Below are 23,779 nucleotides of genomic sequence, written 5' to 3' on the forward strand. Positions count from 1 at the left end.
CACCGGCATATTTAGACGATCACCGACAACATTGTCCCTATCACCCTTATATTGGCAGGTCATATTTTTCATCTTTCACGATTTACGGTTTACGAGTGTAGACACTGGGCACCGGTCACCGGTCACGGTGATCGTCAGTTATTCTTTCTCATTGAGGGGCTTGCCGCTTAAGCCGGCAGCAGGGCCGGGCAGCAACTGGCTGGGTTCTCCCAGGAGGAAATCACCCTTTTCTATCCACTCTTTGAGGATATGGGCAATCTCCCGGGCCCGAGGATAACTGCTGAGGGGCCCTGTGGGAACTTCTTTATCCATGATCCGGATGGTTCCTTTCTTTAATTCTGCATAGCTTACCAATCCCAGATTACCTGGCTTCCGGTTAGGATAAGCATCACTGTAATCGACGATGGGAGCATACAGTTCTTCATCAGTTTTGGCGGCATAATAAAGAATTTCTTCATTTAGAATCGGGATGGGTAATCCCACCCCTACCGTCAAGGTGGCTCCGTAACCACGGAAACTGGTACCGACCAGCCAGCGGGGGCTCATTTGCTTTAAGTCGCCCATTACGGAAAGCGTCCCCCCTGCTCCACACAGGTCTCTGTTGTTACCATCTTTGAGGGTACCGGGAAAATGCTGGGTCCCGTTCCACACCACATAACCCATACCCCCACCGAGAAAGATCCGTGTGCCAATCCCGATGGTCTTAAAATGGGGGTCTTTAAGCAAGGGGCTTAACTGGCCTGAAGTGGAGTAATTGGCATTGCCTAAACGGGGTTTTAGGGTACCCATATACGTATAGATAGTCCTGTCTCCCAGGTTAACGGCACAATTATAATTCTGGTAGCAGTTGCGCGGGTTAAAGAGGATAGCTTCGTTTATCTCATCTAAGGTGATAGTGGTCTCAATCTCCCGGCGAGGATAACAGTCTGTTCCGTAGCTGGTGGCTTTTAATTTGATGGGTTTACGGGCTACCAGTTCCTCTATAACATGGCCCCCGCCATAGCGAAATTCCCCGGGATAATTGCTGTTTAAGGGATCGTCTTCGGGCAATTCCGTTACACCCAGGTAGGCATCTACTGCAGCTATGCCGGAATAGGCAGGCACATTGTTTAACCAGACCTTTTGCATTTTAATACGCGGGGCAGAGTGACCGAAATTCAAAAATACTCCAGAAGAACACATAGGACCAAAAGTACCCGTCGTAACCACATCAACTTCCTGGGCAGTACGCGTGACGCCTTTTTCTTTAACTTTACTGATAACCTCTTCCGCCGTGAGAACCACAGCTTTTCCTTTTTTGATTCGTTCATTGATGTCCTGATAAGTACGTTCCACACTCATTTTGTCTTTCTCCTCCCTTGTAAGTGCCCTTCCCCTGTTAATTTAAAAGGCCTCTTCCCAAGAGAAGAGGCCCCAATCATGCTGTATACGGGGTCTCTTATCTTTCAGAAGTTGATTACTTCTGCAGGAATTAGCACCAATTTGAGCATGCCCAAACGGTTGCCGGGTTTCATCGGGCCAGTCCCTCCACCTCTCGGGATAAGAGCACAAACAATATTTTAAATTAAGATAAAGTCTATCAAGGCTTCCCCAAACTGTCAACACCATTTTTAGCAGATTTCACTCTTATACTCATATTTTATTATTTCCCTTTTTCTCTAAAATCTCAACTATATTAAGCAAGTTTCATTATATAATTATATTACTGCAAGCTTATTTTAAGAACATTACACCTAATGAAGGAGAGAATCACCGTGAAAAAAAGCTGGCTCTGGTTACCGGCGGTATTCCTCGTTTATGCCGCTGTCCTTGTTTTTATTTTCGCTCTCCCCTCTTTCGGCTTATTCAAGAAAGACGTAAGCATCCAGTTTATCGATGAGAAAATTCCTTTAGCCAAGGCGGGGGATCCCGGCTGGGGCTATGTGAAGCGGGTACAGTTTGATGCCGATAAAGACGGAGAATTAGAAGATATTGTAGTCATTGCGAAGATTGATAAAATCGACACCGGCGAAAATTATCTTACTGCCCCGGGTACACCTTGGCAGGCCTATATCGAAGAAAAAGACGGAAGAAGGACTTACCTTTATTCCGGCACCCAGTTCCGGCGGGTCGATATTTTCCTGGGAACTACAAATAATACCCTGGGCTTGACTCTAGACGAAGGAGAAAAGGGTTACTGGTTAGCTGACTTCACGTATATCCCGGAAGGAAAAATCACCAATTACAAGTATTTGCGCCACTCATCGTTCTAGGGAGGAAACGTATAATCCTTTCGTAGGGTAAGCCCAGGGTTCTGTAGCCATAGTTTCCCGGATAGGGTTGGATTCTACCCGAAAAGACTCATTCACTACTGCCAAAAACCACCTCAATAGAAGATACCGGCAAACATCGATGTTAAACATCTGGTTTACTTAGGGTAGCAGAGAATACTGCTTTGTCCCTCTCGAAAAGAAAAGCCCGGTAAATATCCAGGTCTTAAGAGTTAGCCAATATGATTAAAATTATACTTCGCTTCTCGCTTTGTTGCCCAAAGTAATATTTAAATTTTCCTTATCCACTTGAGGTATTTGACGATCAATCTGTCTAACCTTTCACTGATAGAAAGAATTCGTTTATTCGATACATTACTCCACTTTTGTTGAATAGAGGTCACCAATTTACGTCGTTGATACTCGATCATTCTTTTTAATAAACGACGGTAGTTAAATTTGTTTGTAATAATATTCTTCACTCCTTAGATCACCCGAAAATGAAGTGAGTTCGCTCGGGTTTCTATTCCTAATCATCTATTTCCAATATTTTAGTTATTTTGTTACGAATATTAGCATTATTGTTTACACCACACAGCAATTCACTTAAGCGAACCTCATGGCAGCCTAATTCTTTACAAAGTTGCCGCTGGCTCATCCCTTTCTGAAGGAGAGCCATCTTCACTTTTATCCCGTACTCTGTGAGCTGGCGTTTTCGCTTGGTCATCACCTCACCCCCGCTTGCACTTGTTATTGCTCCTGGTACTCAGTGATGTAGTCCAAAGTTCTAAGGATATGATACAATCTCTACGTAAGATATTACATTTATACCTATTATATGCTTTGATTTCAAACACTGTCAAGATTTAGTGATTTATTTTCAAACATAACTGCTTTGTTTCAAGGAGGAATCCTTTTGCACAGGAAAAAAGCATTGACCACGATAGGCGAACGGATTAGATATTTACGGGAAACGAGAAACGTTACCCAACTGGAACTGGCTAAAAAAACGGGTATTTCGCGGGGTAATCTCAGTAGTTATGAAACAGGAAGGTTCAGTCCCTCCTCTGAGGCATTAGTTAGTATTGCGAATTTTTTTGACGTAAGCACGGACTGGCTCTTGACGGGTTCAATCAAAAAACCAAAACATCCCAATAAAGTTTATCAGCATATCACCACATTGTTAGACCACTTAAGTGAGAAAAACCTGATCATCCTTTCTGAATTTGTAGAGTATCTCGTAAAGAAAGAGACTACCTCAGAAACTCCCCATAAACCTGAACATTCCATGGCTGCTGAGGAAAAAGAGCACTATTCCCCTCCCGGGTATATCTACTTGCCAGTCTTGGACCAGGAAAATCTGAAGAGTCTCAGGGCAGCCAGCAAAATCATTGAAGGCTTTGTTGTCATCTCCCGCAATAAGGTTACCGGGAGCTGCTTTCTCCTCAAAATACGGGAAGATACTATAGCAGCAGAAAACGATCTTGCCCTGGTCATACAGGATCAAAATGTTGAAAACGGAGAGTTAGTCCTTGTCAACCTCAACAGTTCCTTTACTATCCGCAGCTATTACCGGGATACAACACAGATTAAACTTATCTCCCCCAATTCCTGCCATCCCGAAATCCTGCTTACCGGTAAAGAACAAGTTCAGATAATAGGCAAGGTTGCCAGGATATTCAGAAGTAATGAAGTTAATATAATCGAGGAATTATAAATTGCCTTAACCGGCTATTTTTTAAAACCCTGTCCTGTAAGTATTTACAAAGAAGCCTTAGTTGCACTTGTGCCGTTAATGCTAAAAAGACCCCGGGTCACATACCCAGGGTCTTTTTAGCTTATTAGCCAATGTAATTTTTATTTTTATTTTATCCACTCCCTAAGCGCTACTTCCTCCGAGCTTCCTCATAAGAGGCGTATATTTACTTAAGCTAGTTTAAATACTCTTACCAAATTTTCTAAAGAATTGGCCATGGCACTGGTTTCTTCAGCTGTTGCGGCCACTGTTTGCACAGCGGAAGCCTGTTCTTCCGCAGCAGCCGATACTTCCTGGCTATTGGCTGCTGTAGCCTCGCTAATGGAGGCAATGGTATTAATTAAATTGACAACCTGATCGGAAGTGGCCACTTCATCTTTCGTAATCTCTACTATTTCCTGAATATTCCCCACGGTTTCCTCAACAGCATCGATTATCTCAGCAAAAGCCTGGTCAGTAGCTTTTACCACTTTGACCCCGTTCTCTACCGCTTCTTTTCCTGACCTCATGGATTCCACGGCTTTATTGGTCTCTTTCACCATTTCGCTGACCAAAGCTGCTATTTCACTTGCCCCTTTATGGGATTCCTCCGACAGTTTCCGGACTTCATCGGCCACTACGGCAAACCCCCTGCCGTGTTCCCCGGCCCTGGCTGCCTCAATGGCAGCGTTTAAAGCCAGTAAATCTGTTTGGGCCGCAATAGCATTGATGGTGCTGATGATTTCTCCGATCTTGGCTGACAGCTTGCTGAGCCGCTGGACAACTTCAGCCGTATCACTGGATTTTTCGTTAATGATATTCATCGCCTGTACTGTTTCTTCTACTTTTGTCCTGCCATCCTGGGCAATCCTCATCGTATTGGCTGATCTTTCATTTGCGGACAGGGCTTTATGCTGAGCAAGCTTTACCAAACTTGCCAACTGCACCAGGGACTTAGAAGCTTCAATTACAGAATTGTTTTGAGCATCTGCATCTTTAGCAACCTGCTGGATACTGGCAGTGATTTGCTCAGTAGCAGAGCTGACCTGTTCAGAAGAAGCTGCCATTTCCTGAGAGGATGCCGCCAGCTCCTGGGCACTGGTCCGGACTTGCCTGACTATTTCTCCCTGATGAGTAATCATCTGGTTAAAAGATTCTCCCAATGCCTGTATCTCATCCTTTGTCCTGATCTGGGCATAAACGGTTAAATCACCTTTACCCGCTTTTTCCATTAGTTGTTGTAATTGTCTAAGAGGATTAATAATGTTCTTGGCGGAAAGGAAATAAGCGAGGGACAGAGCTATGAGTAAAGCTATACCAATTATGATTAAGGTTCTATTTTTTATGGCTAAAGCGGGGGCCATGTATTCATCATAGTTAGCTGTAATGGCCAAAATCCAGTTACCGGCCGGTTGAAATCTTACGAACTTTTTAACCCCTTCATATGTATAATATCCATCTGCAGTTTCCCCGGCTTTCATCTTTTGCACAAGAGCTTTTAACTCAGCATTATCTGTATCACTCAAGTTCTCTTTAAGCACTTTTTCTTTATTGGGGTGATACACCACAAGGCCATTTTTGTCAATCATATAGGCGTAGCCGTTCTCACCGATTTTTATTTTTTCCGCATGCTCTGAGATTTTATCAAACAAAATGGTGGCAATCAGCACCCCCTGCACTTTATTTTCTCCCCTTAAGGGTTCAGCAAGGGCAACAACAGGTTTACCCGTGATTCTTGACATAATAACTTCACTGACTGCCCCGGACCCTCCCAGGGCTTTTTTTAGATAATCCCTATCGCTTAAATCCACATCTGAATTGAGAGACTCGTTGGTCATGATGGTCTTTCCCCGGCTGTCGGTAACAATAACCATTTCAATCAAACCGGCATTCTCGCGCTGCAGTTCAGCCACATAAGCAAAGGCCGCTCTTTTTTCCTGCTGGCTGTTTACTACAGCCCCAAGAAGCTGGGGTGTTTCGCTGGCGAACTTCACGTAATCCCTCACTGTCCCTAAGGTCAGTCCCACATTTTCTGCGGTTAAAGCATTAGTTACTGCCAGCTGCTGTTCAATAGTTTTTTGTAAAGATTCCGAGGCCATTTTATAAGATAAGAAACCCAAAACCAAAAGAGGGGTAGATATCAGGACCAGGAACATGGTAATAAGTTTAACCTTTAAACTCAGTTTCACTTTTATCCCTCCAAAAATGACCTGTAAATTTCTTTTTTTACCCCACATGGGATACGCATTTGTCCAAGGTCCAAGGCTTTCCTGATTATAATAATATTGCCGCACAATTCTACTTCATCGGCAAAAGCCTTAATCAAAAATAAACCTCGGCCTGTCTCTTCCAGAAGCTTATCCCCGGGCAGTTCTAAAGGAATTTGCCCGTTTCCGAAGCGGGACCGCAGTCCTGCACCTCAAAAGTGATACTGTTTGTATCATATGTATAACGGAGATATATAGGTTTCCTTTCATCCCTTTTATTACCATGGATTTAGGCGTTGCTCAGGGCTTCTATAAGCAACTGTTCAATTTCAAAAGCGTGCGCTTTACCTCCCACCTCTCTTATAATCTGAAAGTTACGCTTTTTAACCCACTCAATCCGTATAAGACAATTTCCCTTTTTCAATTCAGCTTTTACCTTCTTCCCAGGTTGAGCCATTATATTATAATAAATCATTTATCTTTTAAAAAATATCCTGATTTATGATAACATAGGACCTATGTCGAATTTTGTTCTTATGTTGCCGCTTTTTAGTATATAAAAATATACTTGTTGTTTTTTAAGATAATTTCGATAAAAAAGGACAAAAATAAAGAGGTGAGCACCTTTACTCACCCTAAAGAATACTTTGTACTTTCCCCAAAGATATCCTGCTCCAAATTATATATCTCTCTTAAATCCCGGGACCTTGGGCCCAAAGAACTGATAATAATGGGTTTCAATGCGTCCGTTAAAAAGCTTGCGATTTTTATCAGCCCGGCGTCCGAAAAGGGTTTCAAAGCGAGGATGAGAGGTAAGTACATAATATGACCAGGTATCAAGTTTCTTAAAAATTTGTCCCATTTCCTTGTAAAGGCGTTCCACTGCCTTCATTTCCTCTAAACGTTCGCCATAAGGGGGGTTGCAGATAATATACCCGAATTTCTTTTTAGACTTAAGTTCCGCTACAGGACAGCGCTGAAAATGAATATGTTTTTCCACCCCGGCTTCCCGGGCATGATAACGGGCTAAACTTAAGGCTTCGTCATCAATATCAAAACCGGCAATATCTAAACTTATATCCTTTTTTATAAGGTCCAGGGCTTCACCCCTTGCTTCTTTCCAGTATTTTTCCTGTATATTTGGCCATTTTTCTGCCGCAAAATCACGCCTCAACCCCGATGCCAGGTTAAGCCCCAGCATGGCAGCTTCTATAGGGATAGTTCCCGAGCCGCAGAAGGGGTCAATGAGGGGCCTCTCCGGGTGCCAGCGGCTTAAATAAACAAGAGCGGAAGCCAGAGTTTCCTTAAGGGGTGCCTGTCCCACCAGTTTGCGGTACCCCCTTTTATGCAGGCCAGCCCCGCTTGTATCAATAGTTATGGTGACCACATCTTTGAGAAGAGCTACCTCCACCTTATAACGGGGCCCTGTTTCTTCAAACCACTGTCTTTTATATCTTTCCTTCATTTTTTCAACTATGGCTTTTTTTACAATGGCTTGACAGTCAGATACACTGAAAAGGGTGGATTTAACTGATTTGCCCTCTACAGGAAAGTTGGCATCTTCAGGTAACCAGTCAGGCCAGGGTAAGGCTTTGGTCTGTTGAAACAATTCCTCAAAAGTGCGGGCCTCAAATTGCCCCATTTTTAAAAGTACCCGGTCCGCTGTTCTGAGCCATATATTGGTACGGCAGACAGCCAGTTCATCACCCCAAAAGGTTACCCGGCCATTCTCTACCTTTTGTTCAATATAGCCTAAATCCAGAACTTCCCTGGCTACGACAGATTCCAGGCCAAAGGCAGCAGTTGCTATGAGTTCAAGCTTTCCCATGAAACCTCCCTGTTACGTATTTCATTTCTGTGTTATATCTTCTTTAATTCTCTGTAAAAATATTCCTGAAGTCAATCTGACTTGTTGCGAACAACAGAGGTATGTTTTCGAAAATGGCAGTAATATTAATAAAAAAACTAATAAGCCTTAGTCCTTCATTATTCGATTTTACAATTCGACGTTTTCCCGCATATCCCTCTAATATTTGCCAAAACCTTATAAGACACCTGACATGTATATACCATATATTTTTCCAATGATACATATAAATAAAATTATGTTGCAATCTTAGTTAAGGCGACATATAATTTAGTAAAAATAATTTTCTGAATTGAGCATATTTTTTGAGAAAAATCCCCTGGGCCAAAAAAATTACTGAAAAGTGATTTTTTGTGCAAAGGGGTGTTTTTTATGTCCATTTTAGTCTTGGAAAAAAAGGGACTTACCTTACTGGAGGAAATCCTCTCCTATCCAGGCGGCAAAGCAATTTTAGGCTGTATCCAGTGCGGCACCTGTTCTGGCTCCTGTCCCACCAGCTATAGTATGGACTATACTCCCCGTAAGTTGATTGCGATGATTCGCGCAAATAAACGGGAGGAAGTTTTAAACAGCCTAGGCATCTGGAACTGTACCTCCTGCTATACCTGTTCTGTTCGCTGTCCCCGGGGTATTAAATTTACCGATATCATGTACATCTTAAAAAATCTGGCTTTTAAACAAAACCGTCGTGAAAAGAGAAACAAGGTCGCGGCCTTCTACCGTTCCTTCCAGCAGGTCCTCAATCGTTACGGCCGGGTCCATGAAGGAGAAATGATGATGCGCTACGCCCTCACCACTAACCCTGCCAAACTTCTGGGATTTGCTCCCATGGGTTTAAAGCTTTTAACGAAAGGCCGCCTACAGGTACTGCCCCACAGTATCAAAGGGACAGGACAACTGCAGGAACTGTTCAAGCGTGCACAAGCACAATAAAGCTGCCTTCAGCAGCGTGACCGGTGACCAGTTTTATTTAAGAGTACAAGGAACCGTTAACCGTAGACAAATTCAGACAAAGTTTATCCGCTGCCCGCCACCCGTTACCCGCTACCCGTAAATATATCGGGAATCGGGAACCGGGGAGCGTCCGTTACTAACAACTACCAACTAACGCAAGGAGGATCATATAGATGAAATATCAATTTTTCCCAGGCTGTTCCTTACTGACATCGGCCAAAGATTTTTCCCAATCCATCTATGCCGTTGCTCCGGAAGTCAATCTGGAACTTACAGAGATACCTGATTGGAATTGCTGCGGCGCCACCGTCACATCCTCTCTGGATTACCTGTCGGCCCAGCTTATGCCCGCCAGGAATTTAGCCTTAGCCAGCCAGCAGGAGGGCGATATTATGGCGGCATGTAATTCCTGCTATCTCACCCTGGCCAAAGCCAATGAAAATATATCATCCTACCCGGAATTACAATATAAAGTCAACAGCCTTTTAGCGGAAGTAGGGCTAAAGATGGCCCGCAAAGTTAAAGTCAAGCACCTCATAGAAATTCTCTGGCGCGAGGTGGGTATCCCAAAAATAAAGGATTTAGTGAAAAAGCCCCTCAGCGGGCTAAAGGTAGTCCCTTATTACGGCTGCCAGATTGTCAAACCAACCAGCTTTGACGAAGCGGAAAATCCTCAAAGTATGGACCAAATCCTCACTGCTTTAGGGTGTGATGTCCAGGACTTTTATCAGAAGAGCCGCTGCTGCGGCGGAGCTTTAATCACAACCCAGCCGGAGCTGGCCCTCAAACTAATCCAGGAAATTCTGGCGGAAGCCCAAGAACGCCAGGCTGATTTGATTGCTACGACCTGCCCCCTCTGCCAGATGAACCTTGATGCCTACCAGGGCCAGGTAAACCGCAAATATAAGCGCAATTACCATATCCCTGTTGTCTATTTCACCCAGTTGATGGGTCTTGCTTTTGGTAAAGACTATCAGTCTTTAGGATTGGAAAGGGGATTGGTTTCCGCTAAACCTGTCCTCAGCAAAATCAGCTAGGAGGTGTCCCATGACTGAACGCATTGGTGTATATGTTTGCCACTGCGGTTCCAATATCGCCAGTGTGGTAGATGTAGCTTCTCTGGCCGAAAAAGCTAAAACCTGGCCCCAGGTGGTGATCTCCCGGGATTATAAATACATGTGCTCCGATCCTGGTCAGGAATATATTAAAAAAGATATTGAGGAATACGGTTTGAGTCGCGTGGTGGTAGCCGCCTGTTCTCCCCGCATGCATGAGTCTACTTTCCGTCGGGCGCTGGAAAAGGCGGGCCTAAACGGCTATCTCCTGGAAATGGCCAACATCCGGGAGCACTGTTCCTGGGTTACTACAGATAAGCAGTTAGCCACTCAGAAAGCCCTCAACCTAACACGGGCTGCCGTAAAGAGGGTTGTTTATCACCAGCCTATTGTGGAACGAGAGGTTAGCGTCAATCCTGCAACACTGGTAGTAGGGGGAGGAATCTCCGGTATCCAGGCCGCCCTGCAGGTAGCAGAGGCAGGTCACCTGGTCTACCTGGTAGAGAAAGAAGCTTACATTGGCGGGCATATGGCACAATTTGACAAGACTTTCCCCACCCTGGACTGCGCCGCCTGTATTCTCACCCCCAAGATGGTCCAGGTGGGAGACCATCCCAATATTACTTTGTTAACCAGCAGCGAGGTTACGGCTGTCGAGGGTTACGTAGGTAATTTTACGGTAACGGTCAGGGAAAAACCCCGTTACATTAACCCCGTGGAATGTACGGGATGCGGCGATTGTGTTGCGGCCTGTGTCTTAAAGGATACCATCCCGACCGATTTCGATTTGGGACTCTCCAAACGAGGCGCCGCCTATATCCCCTTCCCCCAGGCCGTACCATTACGGGCTGTCATCGATGATAAACACTGCCTCCTGCTCAATAGAAAAAAATGTTCTATGGAATGTGTCAAGGCCTGCCAGCGCCGGGCTATTAACTTTGCCCAAAAAGATAAATATCATACCATCCAGGTCGGCACCATCATCCTGGCTACAGGCTATGAATTATTTGATGCTGCAAAAGCCCCCCAGTATGGTTTTGGACGTTATGATAATGTTATAAATGGTCTACAGTTCGAGCGTATGACCAATGCTTCCGGACCCACCCAGGGCAAAATTGTCATGAAAAACGGGGAGGAACCCAAAAGGGTGGCCATTCTCCACTGTATTGGCAGCCGGGATGCCAACTACCAGCGTTACTGTTCCCGGGTCTGCTGCATGAGCTCGGTGAAATTTGCCCATATGGTCAAAGACCACACCAATGCGGAAGTTTATGAATTTTATATCGATATGCGGACCTTTGGTAAGCAGTATGAAGAATTCTACAACCGCGTACTGGAAGAGGGTGTCAACTTCATCCGGGGCAAAGGGGCAGAAGTGACTAAAGTAGACGGGCAGCTTGTGGTACGGGCGGAAGATACCCTGCTAGGTGCTTTTCGCGAAATACCCGTCGACATGGTGATCCTCAATACAGCCCTGGTCCCCCGTCACGATGCGGAACATGTGGCCCAGGTCTTCGGTATCTCCCGGAGCGCCGACGGCTTTTTCCTGGAGTCCCATATTAAATTAGACCCTGTTACCACTACTACGGATGGCATCTATTTGGCAGGATGCTGTCAGAGCCCCAAGGATATACCCGATTCCGTAGCCCAGGGTTCCGCAGCGGCAGCCCAGTCTCTCTCCGTTATCGCTACGGGGAAAGTAAAAATTTCGCCCATTACTGCCAGTGTCAATAAGGAATTATGTGCAGGCTGCAGGATCTGCGTAGGCTTGTGTCCTTTCCGTTCCATTCAAATTGATAAAGCCACAGGTCGCGCCTCTATTAACGAAGCCGTCTGTAAGGGTTGCGGCACCTGCGCTGCCGCCTGTCCTTCCGGTGCCATTACGGTATTGCATTTCAATGACGAACAGATACTGGCCCAGATCGAGGGGGTGTTGGCATGACAGGAAGCTTCGAACCGAAAATAGTAGGTATCCTTTGCAACTGGTGTTCCTACGCGGGAGCTGATTTAGCGGGCACTTCCCGCCTCAAATATCCCGCCAATATTCACATTGTCCGGGTCATGTGTTCCGGACGGGTTGACCCTACCTTTGTGCTTAAAGCCTTCGAATTAGGCGCTGACGGCGTCCTGGTCAGCGGCTGCCGTCCCGGTGACTGCCATTATGTAGACGGAAATTACAAGACCATGCGCCGCACACCCCTTCTGGAAAACCTCCTAAGGCAGATGGGCGTAGAACCTGCTCGTTTCCGCCAGGTCTGGGTTTCCGCATCCCAAGGAGAAATTTTTGCCCGTATTGTAGAGGAAATGGTAAAAGATTTGAAGGAAATTGGACCTTACATGCGCCAAGGGGGTGAAGACCTTGCCTAAACTGAACCTGGCAATTTACTGGGCCGCTGCCTGCGGAGGCTGTGACGTAGCCATCCTGGATCTGGATGAAAAAATTTTAAATGTGGCTGAGGCCGCAAATATCGTTCTTTGGCCCATCGCCATGGATTATAAATACCAGGACCTCTCCCTTCTTCCCAAAGATAGTATAGACGTATGCCTTTTTAACGGTGCCGTACGTAATTCTGAACAAAAGGAACTGGCCGAAATATTACGGGAACGCTCCCGGGTCATGGTTGCCTTCGGTTCCTGCGCATGTTTCGGCGGAATACCTGGTCTTGCAAATTTTTCCAACAGGGAAGGCATACTGAAAAGAGTGTATAAAACCAGCCCAACCACTGTAAATCATGAAGGAATTCTTCCCCAGGCAGAAACTGCTGTACCCGAGGGTACCCTCACGCTTCCTGCCTTCATGAACAGGGTTTATACCTTAAACCAGGTAGTGGATGTGGATTACTACCTTCCCGGCTGTCCTCCTCCCCCAGACCTCATCTGGACAGCCGTGGAAGCTATCGTCAGCGGTAATCTCCCCCCCAAGGGGAGCGTAATAGCCGGAACAAAGTCTCTCTGCGATACTTGCCAAAGGGTAAAGGAACAGAAAAACCTTAAAGGGTTTGTCCGGCCCCACGAAATCATCCCGGACCCGGAAAAATGCTTACTGGAACAAGGACTGGTCTGCTGTGGGCCAGCCACCCGGGACGGCTGCGGACACCGCTGTATAAAAGCCAACATGCCCTGCCGAGGCTGCTTCGGACCTACCGGCAATATCCACGACCAGGGAGCTAAACTGGTCAGTGCTTTAACTTCCATTCTGCAGGCCACTACTAAAGAAGAGGCCCGCCAGGCTGCCGAAACTATCGTTGATGCTGCCGGGACTTTTTACCGGTTTGGCTTACCCGATGCTTTATTACAGCGTGTGAAGAGGAGGGAACAGGCATGAAACGTATCACCATCGACCCCATTACCAGGCTGGAAGGCCACGGTAAAATCGAAGTATTCTTAGATGATGCAGGAAACGTGGCCAAAGCCTACCTCCAGATTCCCGAATTGCGGGGCTTTGAAAAGTTTTGTGAAGGCCGGGCCGCCGAAGAAATGCCCCGGATTGTACCCCGCATCTGCGGAGTCTGCCCTGAGGCCCACCACCTGGCTTCTGCCAAAGCTTTGGATAGTCTTTGGCAGGTAGACCCTCCACCTGCCGCCAAAAAACTAAGGGAACTTTTCTACTGTGCCCATTTTATCCATTCCCACATCGCCCACTTTTATGCCCTGGCCGCCCCGGACTTTGTGGTAGGTCCCGGTGCCGATAAATCCCAGCGCAACATCCTGGGGGTAGTGGCAAAAGTTGGCCTGGAAACAGGCACGCAAGTGATCAAACACCGTTCTTACGCCCAGAAGATCCAGGCTATGATTGGCGGCAAGGCCACTCATCCTGTATGCGGCCTGCCGGGGGGTATGAGTAAGCCCCTTTCTGAAGAAGAACGCAAGCACATTGAAGCCATGGCTATGTCCTGTGTGGACTTTGCAAAAGAATCCTTACAAATTTTTGAAGACGTAGTCCTCAAGAATAACGAGTACGTCAAACTTATCCTTAGTGAAATGTACCAGCTGGCCCCTTATTCCATGGGCCTGGTCGACGGGAATAACAGGGTAAACTTTTATGACGGCTTAGTAAGGGTTGTAGACCAAAAAGGCCAGGAAGTTGCTAAATTCGCAAGCCATCAATATCCTGATTTTATCGCCGAACATGTGGAAAGCTGGTCATATTTGAAATTTCCCTACTTGAAAAATCCAGGCTGGAAAGGTATTATGGAGGATGCAGAAAGCGGTATCCTCTGGGTCGGTCCCCTGGGTAGATTAAATGCCGCTGAAGGAATGGCCACCCCCATGGCCCAAAAAGCTTATGAGAAAATGTATGGCGCTTTGGGCGGTAAGCCCTCCCGCGCAACCCTGGCTTTCCACTGGGCCCGTCTGGTGGAACTGCTCTATGCCGCCGAACGCATGCTGGAACTCTCCCAGGACCCGGAAATTACAAGTACGGACATCCGGCGCCTTCCCACGGCCATACCAAGAGAAGGTTTCGGCATCGTAGAGGCCCCCCGGGGAACCCTCTACCACCATTACCAGACAAACGAGCAGGGAATCCTGGAAAAAGTAAATATTGTCGTAGCTACCGCCCATAATTATGCTGCCATGAACATCTCCGTAGATAAAGCAGCCAAGGGCCTGGTTAAAAACGGTGAGCTTAACCAGCAAGCCTTAAATATGATCGAAATGGCTTTCCGGGCCTATGACCCCTGTTTCGGCTGCGCCACCCACACCATGCCCGGCAGTCTCCCGGTAGATATCAAGATATATAACAGCCAGGGAGAACCCTGGATAAATTTGCCTTGGTAAAAGGAAACACTATTATTATAGGTCTGGGCAATCCCATTTTGAGCGATGATGGTGTGGGATGGGTCATTGCCCAAGAACTGGCAAAAACATTAAAGGATGAGTTCCAAGTAACCACGGCCTCTCTTGCCGGGTTTAATCTCCTGGACCTTCTGGCAGGCTATGAACGAACCTTTATAGTCGACGCCATTCAAACTAAGAACGGGAAGGCCGGTGATATTTACCGTCTCACACCGGAAGATTTGCAGTTTTCCCGACGCCTGGCCTCGGTCCATGACATCAACCTGGTAACAGCCCTGGAGCTTGGTAAAACCTTAGGCCTATCGTTACCGAAAGAAATTGTAATTTACGCTATAGAAGCCCAGGATACCCTGACCTTCGCGGAAAAGCTCTCTCCCCCGGTGGAAGAAGCGGTACCCCGCGTAGTAAAGGCTATTCTGGAGGAACTTAAGCAATAACACTTCCGATTTTCAATTTCCGACATTTTTAGTTGCCACCCGCTACCGTTACCCGCTACCCGAAGATTAAATAACATTTTATTGATTCGGGTGTCGGGAGTCGGGAAGCGGGGGGCGTTTTTGTACTACCAACTACCAACTACCAACTAACAACTACCAACTAACACGGGGTGGAACATGCACGAACTAGCTCTGGCCCAACAGCTTCTGCAGGTGGTTGAGCAAACTGCCCGGGCCAACAGGTTAAAAAACGTGGTGGAAATAAAAATTGTGGTAGGAGAAATGATGGCCGTAGTACCGGAAGCCCTGGAGTTCTCCTTTCAGGTCATAAGTCAAAATACCGTAGCCCAGGGAGCTAAACTGGTAATAGAGGAACAGCAGGCCCTCAATGCGTGTCCCCAGTGCCAGGAAACTTACCCCTGGCTGGAGTACGGCTACCGCTGCCCGTCCTGTTCCCACCTGGGAGGTAAAATCATCCAGGGCCGGGACTTTTATATCGATTACATTGAAGGAGATGAGGCGAGCAGTGATAAAAGTTAAACTCGTTACCAACATTCTCAGGGCCAATGAGGATATGGCCTCCAGGAACAGGGAAATCTTCAGGGAAAAAGGCAGTAAAGTCGTCAACCTCATCAGTTCTCCCGGGGCAGGCAAAACCACCCTGCTGGAAACCACTATCCGCACCCTAAAGAATCACCTTACGATTGGCGTCATCGAAGGTGACCTCATGACCACCCGGGACGGGGAACGCATTGCTGCCCTGGAGGTGCCCGTAGTGCAAATCAATACCAGGGGCGGCTGTCACCTGGATGCTAACATGGTCCATAAAGCCCTGACTGAACTTCCTTCCGGAAAACTGGATCTTATTTTTATTGAAAATGTGGGAAACCTGGTCTGTCCTTCAGCTTTTGATCTGGGGGAAGATAAAAAAGTCGTTATTCTCTCTGTAACGGAAGGCAGTGACAAACCGGCCAAATATCCTACCACTTTTGAAGGAGCGGCAGCCTGTCTCCTTAATAAGATAGACCTGCTCCCTTACACAAATTTTAATCTCCGGGAATTTTACGAGGACCTGAAAACCATCAAACCAGACCTGCCGGTTTTTGAAGTAAGTGCCCTAACTGGTCAGGGTATGGAAGCCTGGTATGGATGGTTAACGACTATCGATGTGACAGGAGAACCGTCCCCATGTCGCACATAATGGCCCAGAAAATTAAAGTATGCGGGGTGATACAAGGGGTGGGCTTTCGCCCCTTTGTCCATAGATTGGCCGAAAGACACGGGCTGAGGGGCTGGGTTCGTAACGAAGGTTCCCACGTGGAGATCTGGGTGGAAGGAACTAACGAACAAATCCAAGCCTTCGTCCGTGGACTCCACGAAAAACACCCTCCGGCAGCACAAATTAAAGAAACATACACCGAGGTTTATCCTGTCCGGGGTTACAGTGATTTTGTCATTCAGGAAAGTAAAGAGGCTTCGGGTGATATCTTTATTTCCCCCGACCTGGCCCTCTGTCCTGAGTGTTTACAGGAATTCCGCAGCCACCGGGACAGACGTTTCCGCTATCCCTTCATCAACTGTACCAACTGCGGCCCCCGCTACACCATCATCCGGCAGGTCCCCTATGACCGCGGCAACACGACCATGGCGGAATTCACCATGTGCCAGGAATGCAGTGAAGAGTATCACGACATAAAGAGCAGGAGATATCATGCCCAGCCCAATGCCTGTCCCCAGTGTGGTCCCACTCTTTCCCTTGTGGATGCTAAAGGTTGTATCTGCCGGGAGGATTTCAGCCACCTTCTCGCCAAGGGCTTTATCCTCGCTGTGAAAGGACTGGGTGGATTCCATCTCGTCTGCGATGCCAGAAATCCAGAGGCCGTTAACACTTTACGCCAGAGAAAAGGCCGTGAAGCCAAACCCTTTGCTCTAATGGCCAAGGACCTGGATGTGATAAAAAAATACGCCTATATAAGCAAGGAAGAAGAAGAACTGTTGCAAAGCCCCCAAGCCCCCATAGTTCTCTTAGAACAAATCTTACCTTCTTCTCTTCCCCCCTCCCTAAACCCCGGTCTTAAAACTTTAGGGATGATGCTTCCTTATACACCCCTTCACCATCTCTTATTTACTGGGAACCTGGATATCCTGGTGATGACCAGCGCCAACCTTTCCCATGAACCCATTGTCTATACCAACGAGGAGGCTTTGCAGAGACTAAAAAGTATAGCCGATTACTTTCTCCTCCATAATCGTCCCATTTATCATCGCTGTGATGACTCCATCACCGCAGTGGTTAAAAAACATACCCAAATCTCCCGGCGGGCCAGGGGTTATGTCCCTCTTCCCGTAAAAATCACCCCTTTAAAAAGAAGAGTCCTGGCTTTAGGGGGGGACCTGAAAAACACTTTCTGCCTGGCAGCGGGCGACAAAGCATTCTTAAGCCAGCATATGGGAGATATGGATAATCTAGAGGCCCAGCTGGAATTCCGAAAAACCCTTTCTCACCTGCAGTCTTATTTTAATATTGCCCCGGAAATAGTAGCCCATGACTTACATCCCGGTTACACTACTACCCAGTTGGCCCAAAGCCTCAACCTGCCTTTAGTGGGCGTGCAGCACCATGAGGCCCATTTAGCCAGTTGCCTGGTGGATAACAATTACACAGGTGAAGTATTAGGTCTGGTGTGTGACGGCACAGGTTATGGTTCTGACAGCAACCTCTGGGGCTTTGAGTTCTTCCGGGGAACCATCGACTGCTTCCAGCGCCTGGCCCATCTCGCTTATGTCCCCCTCATCGGCGGTGATAAAACGGTAGAGCGCCCGGATAGAATGGCCCTGCTTTTTCTTCTTCATGAATGGGGCCAGGAAGGCGCAAAGTGGGCAGAAAAACTGCTGGGCTTTGCCCCTTCTGAAATAGCTTTATACCAGCGTATCCTCCAGAACTCCCGGGACATCCCTCTCACCTCCAGCTGCGGCCGTCTCTTTGATGCCGTCTCGGCTTTAACGGGAGTCTGCAGGAGAAACAGCTATGAAGGGCAGGCGGCCATGGAACTGGAAAGCCTGTGTATTCCCGGCGTTAAAGAAACCTATTCCTTTGCTGTGCGGCAAGAAGGCGGGATAGAAACTCTTTCTCTCCGGGAAATGTGGCCGGAACTCATTGCAGACATCTGCAAGAAACGTGATACAGGCTTTATTGCCGCCAAGTTCCATCGTACCCTGCAAGAAATGATAACCCATACTTTCCTTCTCTTACGGGAAGAAACAAACATCACTACCGTGGCCTTGAGTGGTGGCGTCATGCAAAACAAAGTCCTGCTCAGCGGTCTCCTTACTGAATTGGAAAGAAAAGATTTTGAGATTCTCATACACCGCCAGGTTCCCCCCAATGACGGGGGAATAAGCCTGGGTCAAGCAGTCATAGCAGGGAGGTAACAGCATGTGTGTAGCCGTTCCGGCCAAGATTCTCTCTATTAACGGAGAGGAAGCCTTAGTTGACTTGCAGGGAAACCAGCTTACGATCTGTATAACCCTGGTCCCCCAGGCCAAGATAGGTGATTATGTCCTGATCCATGCAGGTTTTGCTATTCATACCATCGACAGGGAAGAGGCCTTGGAGACCCTGGCCCTCTGGGAGGAGTTGAACAAATTTGCCCGGGAAAGTTAAGACTATAGGAGACCTGATCAGAGGAATCAAGGAAAAAGCCAGACCCCTTCGTTTCATGGAAGTGTGCGGTACTCATACTATGGCCATTGCCAAATATGGTTTGCGTCAGTTACTTCCAGCGGAAATAGAATTGCTATCGGGTCCCGGGTGCCCCGTCTGCGTTACGTCCCAGAGCGACATTGACCTGGCCCTGGAACTGGCTGGCCGGCCTGGGGTCACCCTTTTCACCTTCGGCGATATGCTCCGGGTTCCCGGAGCTTCGGGAAGCCTGGAAACCATTCGAGCCAGGGGAGCAAATGTGATTATTTGCTACTCTGCCTTGGAGTGTCTCCAATATGCCGTAAACCACCCCCAGGAAGAGATTGTGTTTTTGGGTGTAGGTTTTGAAACTACCGCTCCCACTGTGGCCGTGGCTATAGAACAGGCCCTGGCCCATAAGGTAAACAATTTTAGTGTTCTCTCCTTTCACAAAAGGGTTGTTCCTGCCCTCCAAGCTCTGGTTAGTGGGGGCAATACGGCTATTGACGGTTTTCTTCTCCCGGGTCATGTGAGCAGCATCCTGGGTCAGGAACCCTATGAATTTTTAGCCCGGGAATACAATAAAGCCTGTGTCATCACAGGCTTTACCGCCGAAGATATTCTCCTTGGTATTCTAATGCTCCTTTCGCAGGTTGAGAATAAATCTTACCGGGTGGAAATCCAGTATAAAAGAGGTGTTAATCCTGAAGGTAACCCCCAGGCCCTGGCTTATTTAGCTAAATATTTTACACCCGTGGAAACCACCTGGCGGGGATTGGGCGCAATTCCCGAGAGCGGCCTCGGCCTTGCTGAAGCATACAAGGATTTTGATGCTTTCCGGCGCTTCTCTCTTCAACTTGGCCGCAAGGAAATCCCTACGGCCTGCAGCTGCGGGGAAATCCTAAAAGGCCTGAAAAAGCCTGTAGAATGTGTGCTCTTTGCCAAACAGTGTACACCCCTGGAACCGGTAGGACCCTGTATGGTCTCTTCCGAAGGTTCCTGTGCCGCCAGCTTCTACTACGGGAGGTAAAAAAAATGGATCAAGACTGTATTCTTATGTCCCACGGAGCCGGGGGCTTAAAAACCTATCAACTGATTAAAGAAATATTCCATAAACACTTTGCTAACCCTATCCTTGCCCAGGAACTGGACGCCAGCCTCTTTCCCAGTGCCCCGGGTCGTTGGGCCATGACCACTGACAGCTTTGTGGTGAAACCCCTCTTTTTTCCCGGTGGGGATATTGGCAAGCTTTCAGTCTGTGGCACTGTCAACGATCTGGCTGTATCAGGGGCAAAACCCCTGTACCTAACCAGTTCCTTCATCATGGAAGAAGGCTTTCCCCTTATAGACCTGGAAAAAATCGTGGCCAGTATGGCCCACACGGCACGGGAGGCAGGGATTCAGATCGTGGCCGGTGATACTAAAGTGGTGGAAAAGGGTTCCGGTGACGGGATTTTCATCACCACCACGGGCTTAGGCCTCGTACCTGGGGAGATTGATTATTCTCCACAACACATGAGGCCCGGTGATAAAGTAATTATCTCCGGTCCCTTAGGTCAGCATGGTCTTACCATCATGGCCGCCCGTGGCAGCCTTCCTGTCTCAACCTCCCTGGTCAGCGACTGTGCCTGCCTCCATGAACTGCTAAACCCCCTCCATTCCCCGGAGATTCGCTGTATGCGGGATCCCACTCGGGGCGGACTGGCCACTACGCTAAATGAATTAGCTTTACAAAGCGGGCTGGGGTTTCTTCTGGAGGAAGGCGCCATTCCCCGGGACCCTGCAGTAGAAGGTTTAGCTGACCTCCTGGGCCTGGACTCCCTCTACCTGGCCAATGAGGGAAAAGCCGTTGTGATTGCCTCTCCCCAGGCTGCCCCCCGGGTTCTGGCACAACTCCGCAATCACCCTTTAGGACGGCAGGCCTCCCTCATCGGTGAGGTCACCGGTGAGACTCCGGGGCAGGTCCTCTTACAGACAGATCTGGGTACGAAAAGAGTGCTGCGCATGCCTGCAGGGGAACTGTTGCCCAGGATATGCTAAGAAGGGATTTAGGCCATTAATACGGTTATACAAACCCTACTAACTTATGAAATATTTCTCTTGTAATACTCCTCAAGTTTGTTATTACAATGCTCCTTAATCCACTCAACATCCTCTTTTGATAGCTTTCTAAATATATGTCGGTTAAACTCGACATACTCAATATCACGGCTTCTCCTGACAAAACGCATATCTTCAAATCGTCTAAATGGATTGGCAAATATATTCCTCTCTACATCCTTCCGAGTAAATCCCTCTTTACAGAATATACTGTTCTTCTTTTCTACAACCAACCCTTTATTCTTTCGGTCACTGTAAAAACCAATAAAATAATCAACTATATCCTCTACCCTAACTCTTCCATTTTCATCAACATGCTCAAACATAGCTTTTAGGAGGACTGGCTTATAGGAATAGCTCATATCCATGGTCTTTACAATATCCATAAACTTATCCTTCATATTTGCTGCAGTTATCAGTTCCCAGCCAAACTCAGACGCATACTTTTTCACAGTTTCTTCTTTAAAATATTTAAAACTGTACCTATCACCTACCGGAACCTCCAAATCAGGTTTTATCTTTCCTTCTCTAATATACCTTTCAACTGTCTCTTTCTGTACATCAACCATTCTCACAAATTCTAGCTGAGATATCATATTCTTAACTTCGTCCTGCCAATTAAACAGATCAATCAATTCATAGTCTGTTATATCTACTGGGAAGTCCAGGTAAACCTCGGGTTTTTCGCCTTTGGCCAGCAAGTTCATATCATGCTCTATCTGCTTGTCTGGCGCAAGTACCAATTGTCCGGGACGATAATTCTTGATATTTAACAGCCTATGAATCGAGTAAGGCATGTTAAACATATTGGCATTATCAATAAAATCAAAGACCATCAGATAGTCCTTACCTTTACATTTACGCATTCCTCTTCCCAGCTGTTGTATATAAAGGGTTTTAGACATGGTAGGTCTGGCCATAAAAAGCACTTCTGTCTTCGGACTGTCCCATCCTTCATTCAGAAGATCGCAAGCACAAAGCACATTTATATCTCCATTTTCATAACAATCTAATATGCGTGCTCTTTCAGAACTTTTCTGCGTGCCTGAAACAGCTTCACATTTTACATCATTCTCCCTAAAAAGCCCCGCAATTTCTTCCGCATGCTTAACAGAAGCACAAAAAACTAAGGTCTTCTTGTTTTTCACATATTGCAAGTATGTATCAACAATTATCCTGTTCCTTTCAGGCACAAACAGCTTGCTTTCAAGGTCCTGCGAATTATATTTGATCCCGTTGATTCTTACAGCGGAAATGTCTACATTAGTTTTAACCCGGATACAGCGGATTGGAGTTAGTTCACCTATTTCAACAGCCGTTTTCAGGTCCAGTTTATGCGCAACATTTTTAAATAACTCCAGTAAATCCTCACCGTCTGTCCTCTCCGGAGTTGCCGTAAGTCCCAGGGTAAATTTCGGTCTAAAATACCCAAGTACCTTCCTGTAAGTATTTGCAGTACTATGATGGCATTCGTCAATAATAATATATCCGAAGTCATCCGGCTTGAACTGATCAAGATTCTGCGCCACACTTTGAATACTTGCACATACTACATATGCATTTGTATCTTTTTCTTCAGCCACATACATACCAGTTTGTTTCTCAGGCCAGATATGCTCGAATGTATTTTTTGCCTGAGTGACAAGCTCCCGGGTATGCGCCAGGAAAAGGGTTCTTTCACCAAAGTTCTTGGCATCAGTAACTGCAGTGACCGTTTTACCTGTGCCTGTTGCATGGTATAAAAGCGCAATACTTTCTCCGTTGTTCCTCATCTTTTTAAGGTTATCAATTGCAAACTGCTGATGATCTTTCAGTTCAACAGCCTTTCCTTTCTGCTTTAGCAGATAATCCTCCAGCATCCTGAATTCAGGCATTTCACCGACAAAGGTAATCAGTTCATCCTTTACCTTTTCACGCTGCTTCTTCAATTGGCTGTATGCCCAACGGTATACCTTCCAGTTGTTGAAAATCAGGCTGTTTTGTTTTAGCAAATCGTCAAAATATTTATTACTCGAAATCTTATTAGGATTATGAAAACGTTCCCCGTCAATCTCTATAGCAATCCGCATCTCTTCGCTTTCAAGAGCAAAGTCAATAAATCTCCTGTTGCCATAAATATCTACAAAAGGGTACTGTACAAATAGATACTGGGTTTTTTCAGGCCCAAATGCATCACAGAAAAGCTCGACAAATAAGTCTTCCGCGACACTTGCCACACTGGCAGACTGTTTTATCTCAGTCTTCATCCTGTTCACTCCAGTTCTTCAATTACTTCCTTTAATAATAATCGCTCTTTAAAACCTCCCCGTTCCTCCGCCTTTTTCAGGCGAATTCTTTCAAATTCCTCGATGGTTACTTTCTTATAATCAAGAATTGCGTATATTACCTCAACAATGTCAGCTAATTCCTCAACATTATCATTACAAATATATTCCTGAAGTTCTTCCCCCAGCTTTTCATCAAGGAGCTTTTTATAAATAGCTTCATCTAATTTTTCAATTATGGCCTTTTTCCCAGTCATTTCTATAATTTCTGGTATTCTATCTCTCACCAGCTTATCATATTTAATTGTAGCCATTTTTACCAATCTCCTTCAAAGCACCCTTAGATAACAATTAGTATATTTTTTCTATAATTCAACAAATACCCTGTTTTTCCTTTTTATACGGGCTTTTTTTCCTGAATTTCCTCTATTG

Annotated in this window: 22 protein-coding genes and 1 riboswitch; of the genes, 15 read left to right on the plus strand and 7 right to left on the minus strand. The window is 46.5% G+C overall.

All coding sequences use genetic code 11. The annotated features are described in order from the left end of the window. Nucleotides 1–138: 138 nt before the first annotated feature. Nucleotides 139–1,341, minus strand: a complete 1,203-nt coding sequence (locus BR63_RS10485; protein ID WP_034420054.1) for a homocysteine biosynthesis protein — start codon at nt 1,339–1,341, stop codon at nt 139–141. 94 nt (nt 1,342–1,435) lie between these two features. Continuing rightward, nucleotides 1,436–1,546: riboswitch (SAM riboswitch) on the minus strand. 208 nt (nt 1,547–1,754) lie between these two features. On the opposite strand from BR63_RS10485, the gene BR63_RS10490 reads away from it, so the two are divergent. Beyond that, on the plus strand, nt 1,755–2,252 hold the full coding sequence (locus BR63_RS10490; protein WP_034420056.1) for a hypothetical protein: 498 nt from the start codon (nt 1,755–1,757) through the stop codon (nt 2,250–2,252). A gap of 287 nt (nt 2,253–2,539) precedes the next feature. Here BR63_RS10490 and BR63_RS20000 read toward each other — a convergent pair whose 3' ends face one another. Then, nucleotides 2,540–2,680, minus strand: coding sequence for an aspartyl-phosphate phosphatase Spo0E family protein (locus BR63_RS20000; RefSeq protein ID WP_187142661.1), 141 nt, complete (start codon nt 2,678–2,680; stop codon nt 2,540–2,542). A 98-nt stretch (nt 2,681–2,778) separates the two neighbouring features. Continuing rightward, nucleotides 2,779–2,976: a helix-turn-helix domain-containing protein gene (locus BR63_RS10500; RefSeq protein ID WP_034420058.1), complete on the minus strand. Its 198-nt coding sequence runs from the start codon at nt 2,974–2,976 to the stop codon at nt 2,779–2,781. Between the two features lie 189 nt (nt 2,977–3,165). Here BR63_RS10500 and BR63_RS10505 point away from each other — a divergent pair, with 189 nt between their 5' ends. Next, a complete protein-coding gene (locus tag BR63_RS10505) occupies nt 3,166–3,966 on the plus strand; it encodes a helix-turn-helix domain-containing protein (RefSeq protein ID WP_051965396.1) in 801 nt (266 codons plus the stop codon). A gap of 209 nt (nt 3,967–4,175) precedes the next feature. On the opposite strand, the gene BR63_RS10510 is transcribed toward BR63_RS10505, so the two are convergent. Next, nucleotides 4,176–6,173 carry a methyl-accepting chemotaxis protein gene (locus BR63_RS10510; protein ID WP_034420060.1) on the minus strand — a complete coding sequence of 666 codons (1,998 nt, stop codon included), beginning with the start codon at nt 6,171–6,173 and terminating at the stop codon, nt 4,176–4,178. Between the two features lie 697 nt (nt 6,174–6,870). Beyond that, nucleotides 6,871–8,019, minus strand: coding sequence for a THUMP domain-containing class I SAM-dependent RNA methyltransferase (locus BR63_RS10520; protein WP_034420062.1), 1,149 nt, complete (start codon nt 8,017–8,019; stop codon nt 6,871–6,873). A 411-nt stretch (nt 8,020–8,430) separates the two neighbouring features. Between BR63_RS10520 and BR63_RS10525 the strand changes: the two genes are divergently transcribed. From BR63_RS10525 to hypE, 13 genes are all read left to right on the plus strand, one after another. Further along, nucleotides 8,431–8,991 (plus strand): 4Fe-4S dicluster domain-containing protein, encoded by a 561-nt coding sequence (locus BR63_RS10525; RefSeq protein WP_081908000.1) that lies wholly within the window; start codon nt 8,431–8,433, stop codon nt 8,989–8,991. Nucleotides 8,992–9,185: 194 nt separating this feature from the next. After that, nucleotides 9,186–10,049, plus strand: a complete 864-nt coding sequence (locus tag BR63_RS10530) for a CoB--CoM heterodisulfide reductase iron-sulfur subunit B family protein (RefSeq protein WP_034420063.1) — start codon at nt 9,186–9,188, stop codon at nt 10,047–10,049. 10 nt (nt 10,050–10,059) lie between these two features. Further along, the gene (locus BR63_RS10535) at nt 10,060–12,009 is read left to right on the plus strand and encodes a CoB--CoM heterodisulfide reductase iron-sulfur subunit A family protein (protein ID WP_034420064.1); all 1,950 of its coding nucleotides are present in this window, start codon (nt 10,060–10,062) and stop codon (nt 12,007–12,009) included. Next, nucleotides 12,006–12,434: a hydrogenase iron-sulfur subunit gene (locus tag BR63_RS10540; RefSeq protein ID WP_034420065.1), complete on the plus strand. Its 429-nt coding sequence runs from the start codon at nt 12,006–12,008 to the stop codon at nt 12,432–12,434. Before BR63_RS10535 ends, BR63_RS10540 begins: the two co-directional genes overlap by 4 nt. After that, on the plus strand, nt 12,427–13,392 hold the full coding sequence (locus BR63_RS10545) for an NADH-quinone oxidoreductase subunit B family protein (protein WP_034420066.1): 966 nt from the start codon (nt 12,427–12,429) through the stop codon (nt 13,390–13,392). Before BR63_RS10540 ends, BR63_RS10545 begins: the two co-directional genes overlap by 8 nt. Next, on the plus strand, nt 13,389–14,846 hold the full coding sequence (locus tag BR63_RS10550) for a Ni/Fe hydrogenase subunit alpha (RefSeq protein ID WP_034420067.1): 1,458 nt from the start codon (nt 13,389–13,391) through the stop codon (nt 14,844–14,846). The genes BR63_RS10545 and BR63_RS10550 overlap by 4 nt, the downstream gene beginning before the upstream one ends. After that, entirely contained in the window at nt 14,840–15,301 is a 462-nt protein-coding gene (locus BR63_RS10555) for a hydrogenase maturation protease (protein WP_034420068.1), read from the plus strand. Before BR63_RS10550 ends, BR63_RS10555 begins: the two co-directional genes overlap by 7 nt. A gap of 177 nt (nt 15,302–15,478) precedes the next feature. Next, nucleotides 15,479–15,841 (plus strand): hydrogenase maturation nickel metallochaperone HypA, encoded by a 363-nt coding sequence (gene hypA / locus BR63_RS10560; protein WP_034420069.1) that lies wholly within the window; start codon nt 15,479–15,481, stop codon nt 15,839–15,841. After that, the gene (gene hypB / locus BR63_RS10565) at nt 15,828–16,502 is read left to right on the plus strand and encodes a hydrogenase nickel incorporation protein HypB (protein ID WP_207724714.1); all 675 of its coding nucleotides are present in this window, start codon (nt 15,828–15,830) and stop codon (nt 16,500–16,502) included. Before hypA ends, hypB begins: the two co-directional genes overlap by 14 nt. Further along, on the plus strand, nt 16,490–18,733 hold the full coding sequence (gene hypF / locus BR63_RS10570) for a carbamoyltransferase HypF (RefSeq protein WP_051965397.1): 2,244 nt from the start codon (nt 16,490–16,492) through the stop codon (nt 18,731–18,733). Before hypB ends, hypF begins: the two co-directional genes overlap by 13 nt. A 4-nt stretch (nt 18,734–18,737) precedes the next feature. Beyond that, nucleotides 18,738–18,965, plus strand: coding sequence for a HypC/HybG/HupF family hydrogenase formation chaperone (locus BR63_RS10575; RefSeq protein ID WP_034420070.1), 228 nt, complete (start codon nt 18,738–18,740; stop codon nt 18,963–18,965). Next, nucleotides 18,949–20,013, plus strand: a complete 1,065-nt coding sequence (gene hypD, locus BR63_RS10580; protein ID WP_034420071.1) for a hydrogenase formation protein HypD — start codon at nt 18,949–18,951, stop codon at nt 20,011–20,013. The genes BR63_RS10575 and hypD overlap by 17 nt, the downstream gene beginning before the upstream one ends. A gap of 5 nt (nt 20,014–20,018) precedes the next feature. Continuing rightward, a complete protein-coding gene (gene hypE, locus BR63_RS10585; protein WP_034420072.1) occupies nt 20,019–21,023 on the plus strand; it encodes a hydrogenase expression/formation protein HypE in 1,005 nt (334 codons plus the stop codon). Nucleotides 21,024–21,067: 44 nt separating this feature from the next. Here the strand turns inward: hypE and BR63_RS10590 are convergent, their stop codons facing one another. Continuing rightward, nucleotides 21,068–23,329 carry a DEAD/DEAH box helicase gene (locus BR63_RS10590; RefSeq protein ID WP_034420073.1) on the minus strand — a complete coding sequence of 754 codons (2,262 nt, stop codon included), beginning with the start codon at nt 23,327–23,329 and terminating at the stop codon, nt 21,068–21,070. 5 nt (nt 23,330–23,334) lie between these two features. Further along, a complete protein-coding gene (locus tag BR63_RS10595; RefSeq protein ID WP_034420074.1) occupies nt 23,335–23,661 on the minus strand; it encodes a nucleoside triphosphate pyrophosphohydrolase in 327 nt (108 codons plus the stop codon). Nucleotides 23,662–23,779: the final 118 nt, after the last annotated feature.

Origin of the sequence: Thermanaerosceptrum fracticalcis (assembly GCF_000746025.2) — a bacterium.
Classification (GTDB): domain Bacteria; phylum Bacillota; class Peptococcia; order DRI-13; family DRI-13; genus Thermanaerosceptrum; species Thermanaerosceptrum fracticalcis.

Excerpts from the sequence above, each read along its gene's own strand:
- hypE (WP_034420072.1), top strand. The coding sequence starts at position 20,019 with ATGGATCAAGACTGTATTCTTATGTCCCACGGAGCCGGGGGCTTAAAA.
- BR63_RS10595 (WP_034420074.1), bottom strand. The coding sequence starts at position 23,661 with ATGGCTACAATTAAATATGATAAGCTGGTGAGAGATAGAATACCAGAA.
- BR63_RS10535 (WP_034420064.1), top strand. The coding sequence starts at position 10,060 with ATGACTGAACGCATTGGTGTATATGTTTGCCACTGCGGTTCCAATATC.
- BR63_RS10500 (WP_034420058.1), bottom strand. The coding sequence starts at position 2,976 with ATGACCAAGCGAAAACGCCAGCTCACAGAGTACGGGATAAAAGTGAAG.
- hypF (WP_051965397.1), top strand. The coding sequence starts at position 16,490 with ATGTCGCACATAATGGCCCAGAAAATTAAAGTATGCGGGGTGATACAA.
- BR63_RS10540 (WP_034420065.1), top strand. The coding sequence starts at position 12,006 with ATGACAGGAAGCTTCGAACCGAAAATAGTAGGTATCCTTTGCAACTGG.
- BR63_RS10525 (WP_081908000.1), top strand. The coding sequence starts at position 8,431 with ATGTCCATTTTAGTCTTGGAAAAAAAGGGACTTACCTTACTGGAGGAA.
- BR63_RS10530 (WP_034420063.1), top strand. The coding sequence starts at position 9,186 with ATGAAATATCAATTTTTCCCAGGCTGTTCCTTACTGACATCGGCCAAA.
- BR63_RS10575 (WP_034420070.1), top strand. The coding sequence starts at position 18,738 with ATGTGTGTAGCCGTTCCGGCCAAGATTCTCTCTATTAACGGAGAGGAA.
- BR63_RS20000 (WP_187142661.1), bottom strand. The coding sequence starts at position 2,680 with ATGATCGAGTATCAACGACGTAAATTGGTGACCTCTATTCAACAAAAG.
- hypA (WP_034420069.1), top strand. The coding sequence starts at position 15,479 with ATGCACGAACTAGCTCTGGCCCAACAGCTTCTGCAGGTGGTTGAGCAA.
- BR63_RS10590 (WP_034420073.1), bottom strand. The coding sequence starts at position 23,329 with ATGAAGACTGAGATAAAACAGTCTGCCAGTGTGGCAAGTGTCGCGGAA.
- BR63_RS10485 (WP_034420054.1), bottom strand. The coding sequence starts at position 1,341 with ATGAGTGTGGAACGTACTTATCAGGACATCAATGAACGAATCAAAAAA.
- BR63_RS10550 (WP_034420067.1), top strand. The coding sequence starts at position 13,389 with ATGAAACGTATCACCATCGACCCCATTACCAGGCTGGAAGGCCACGGT.
- BR63_RS10520 (WP_034420062.1), bottom strand. The coding sequence starts at position 8,019 with ATGGGAAAGCTTGAACTCATAGCAACTGCTGCCTTTGGCCTGGAATCT.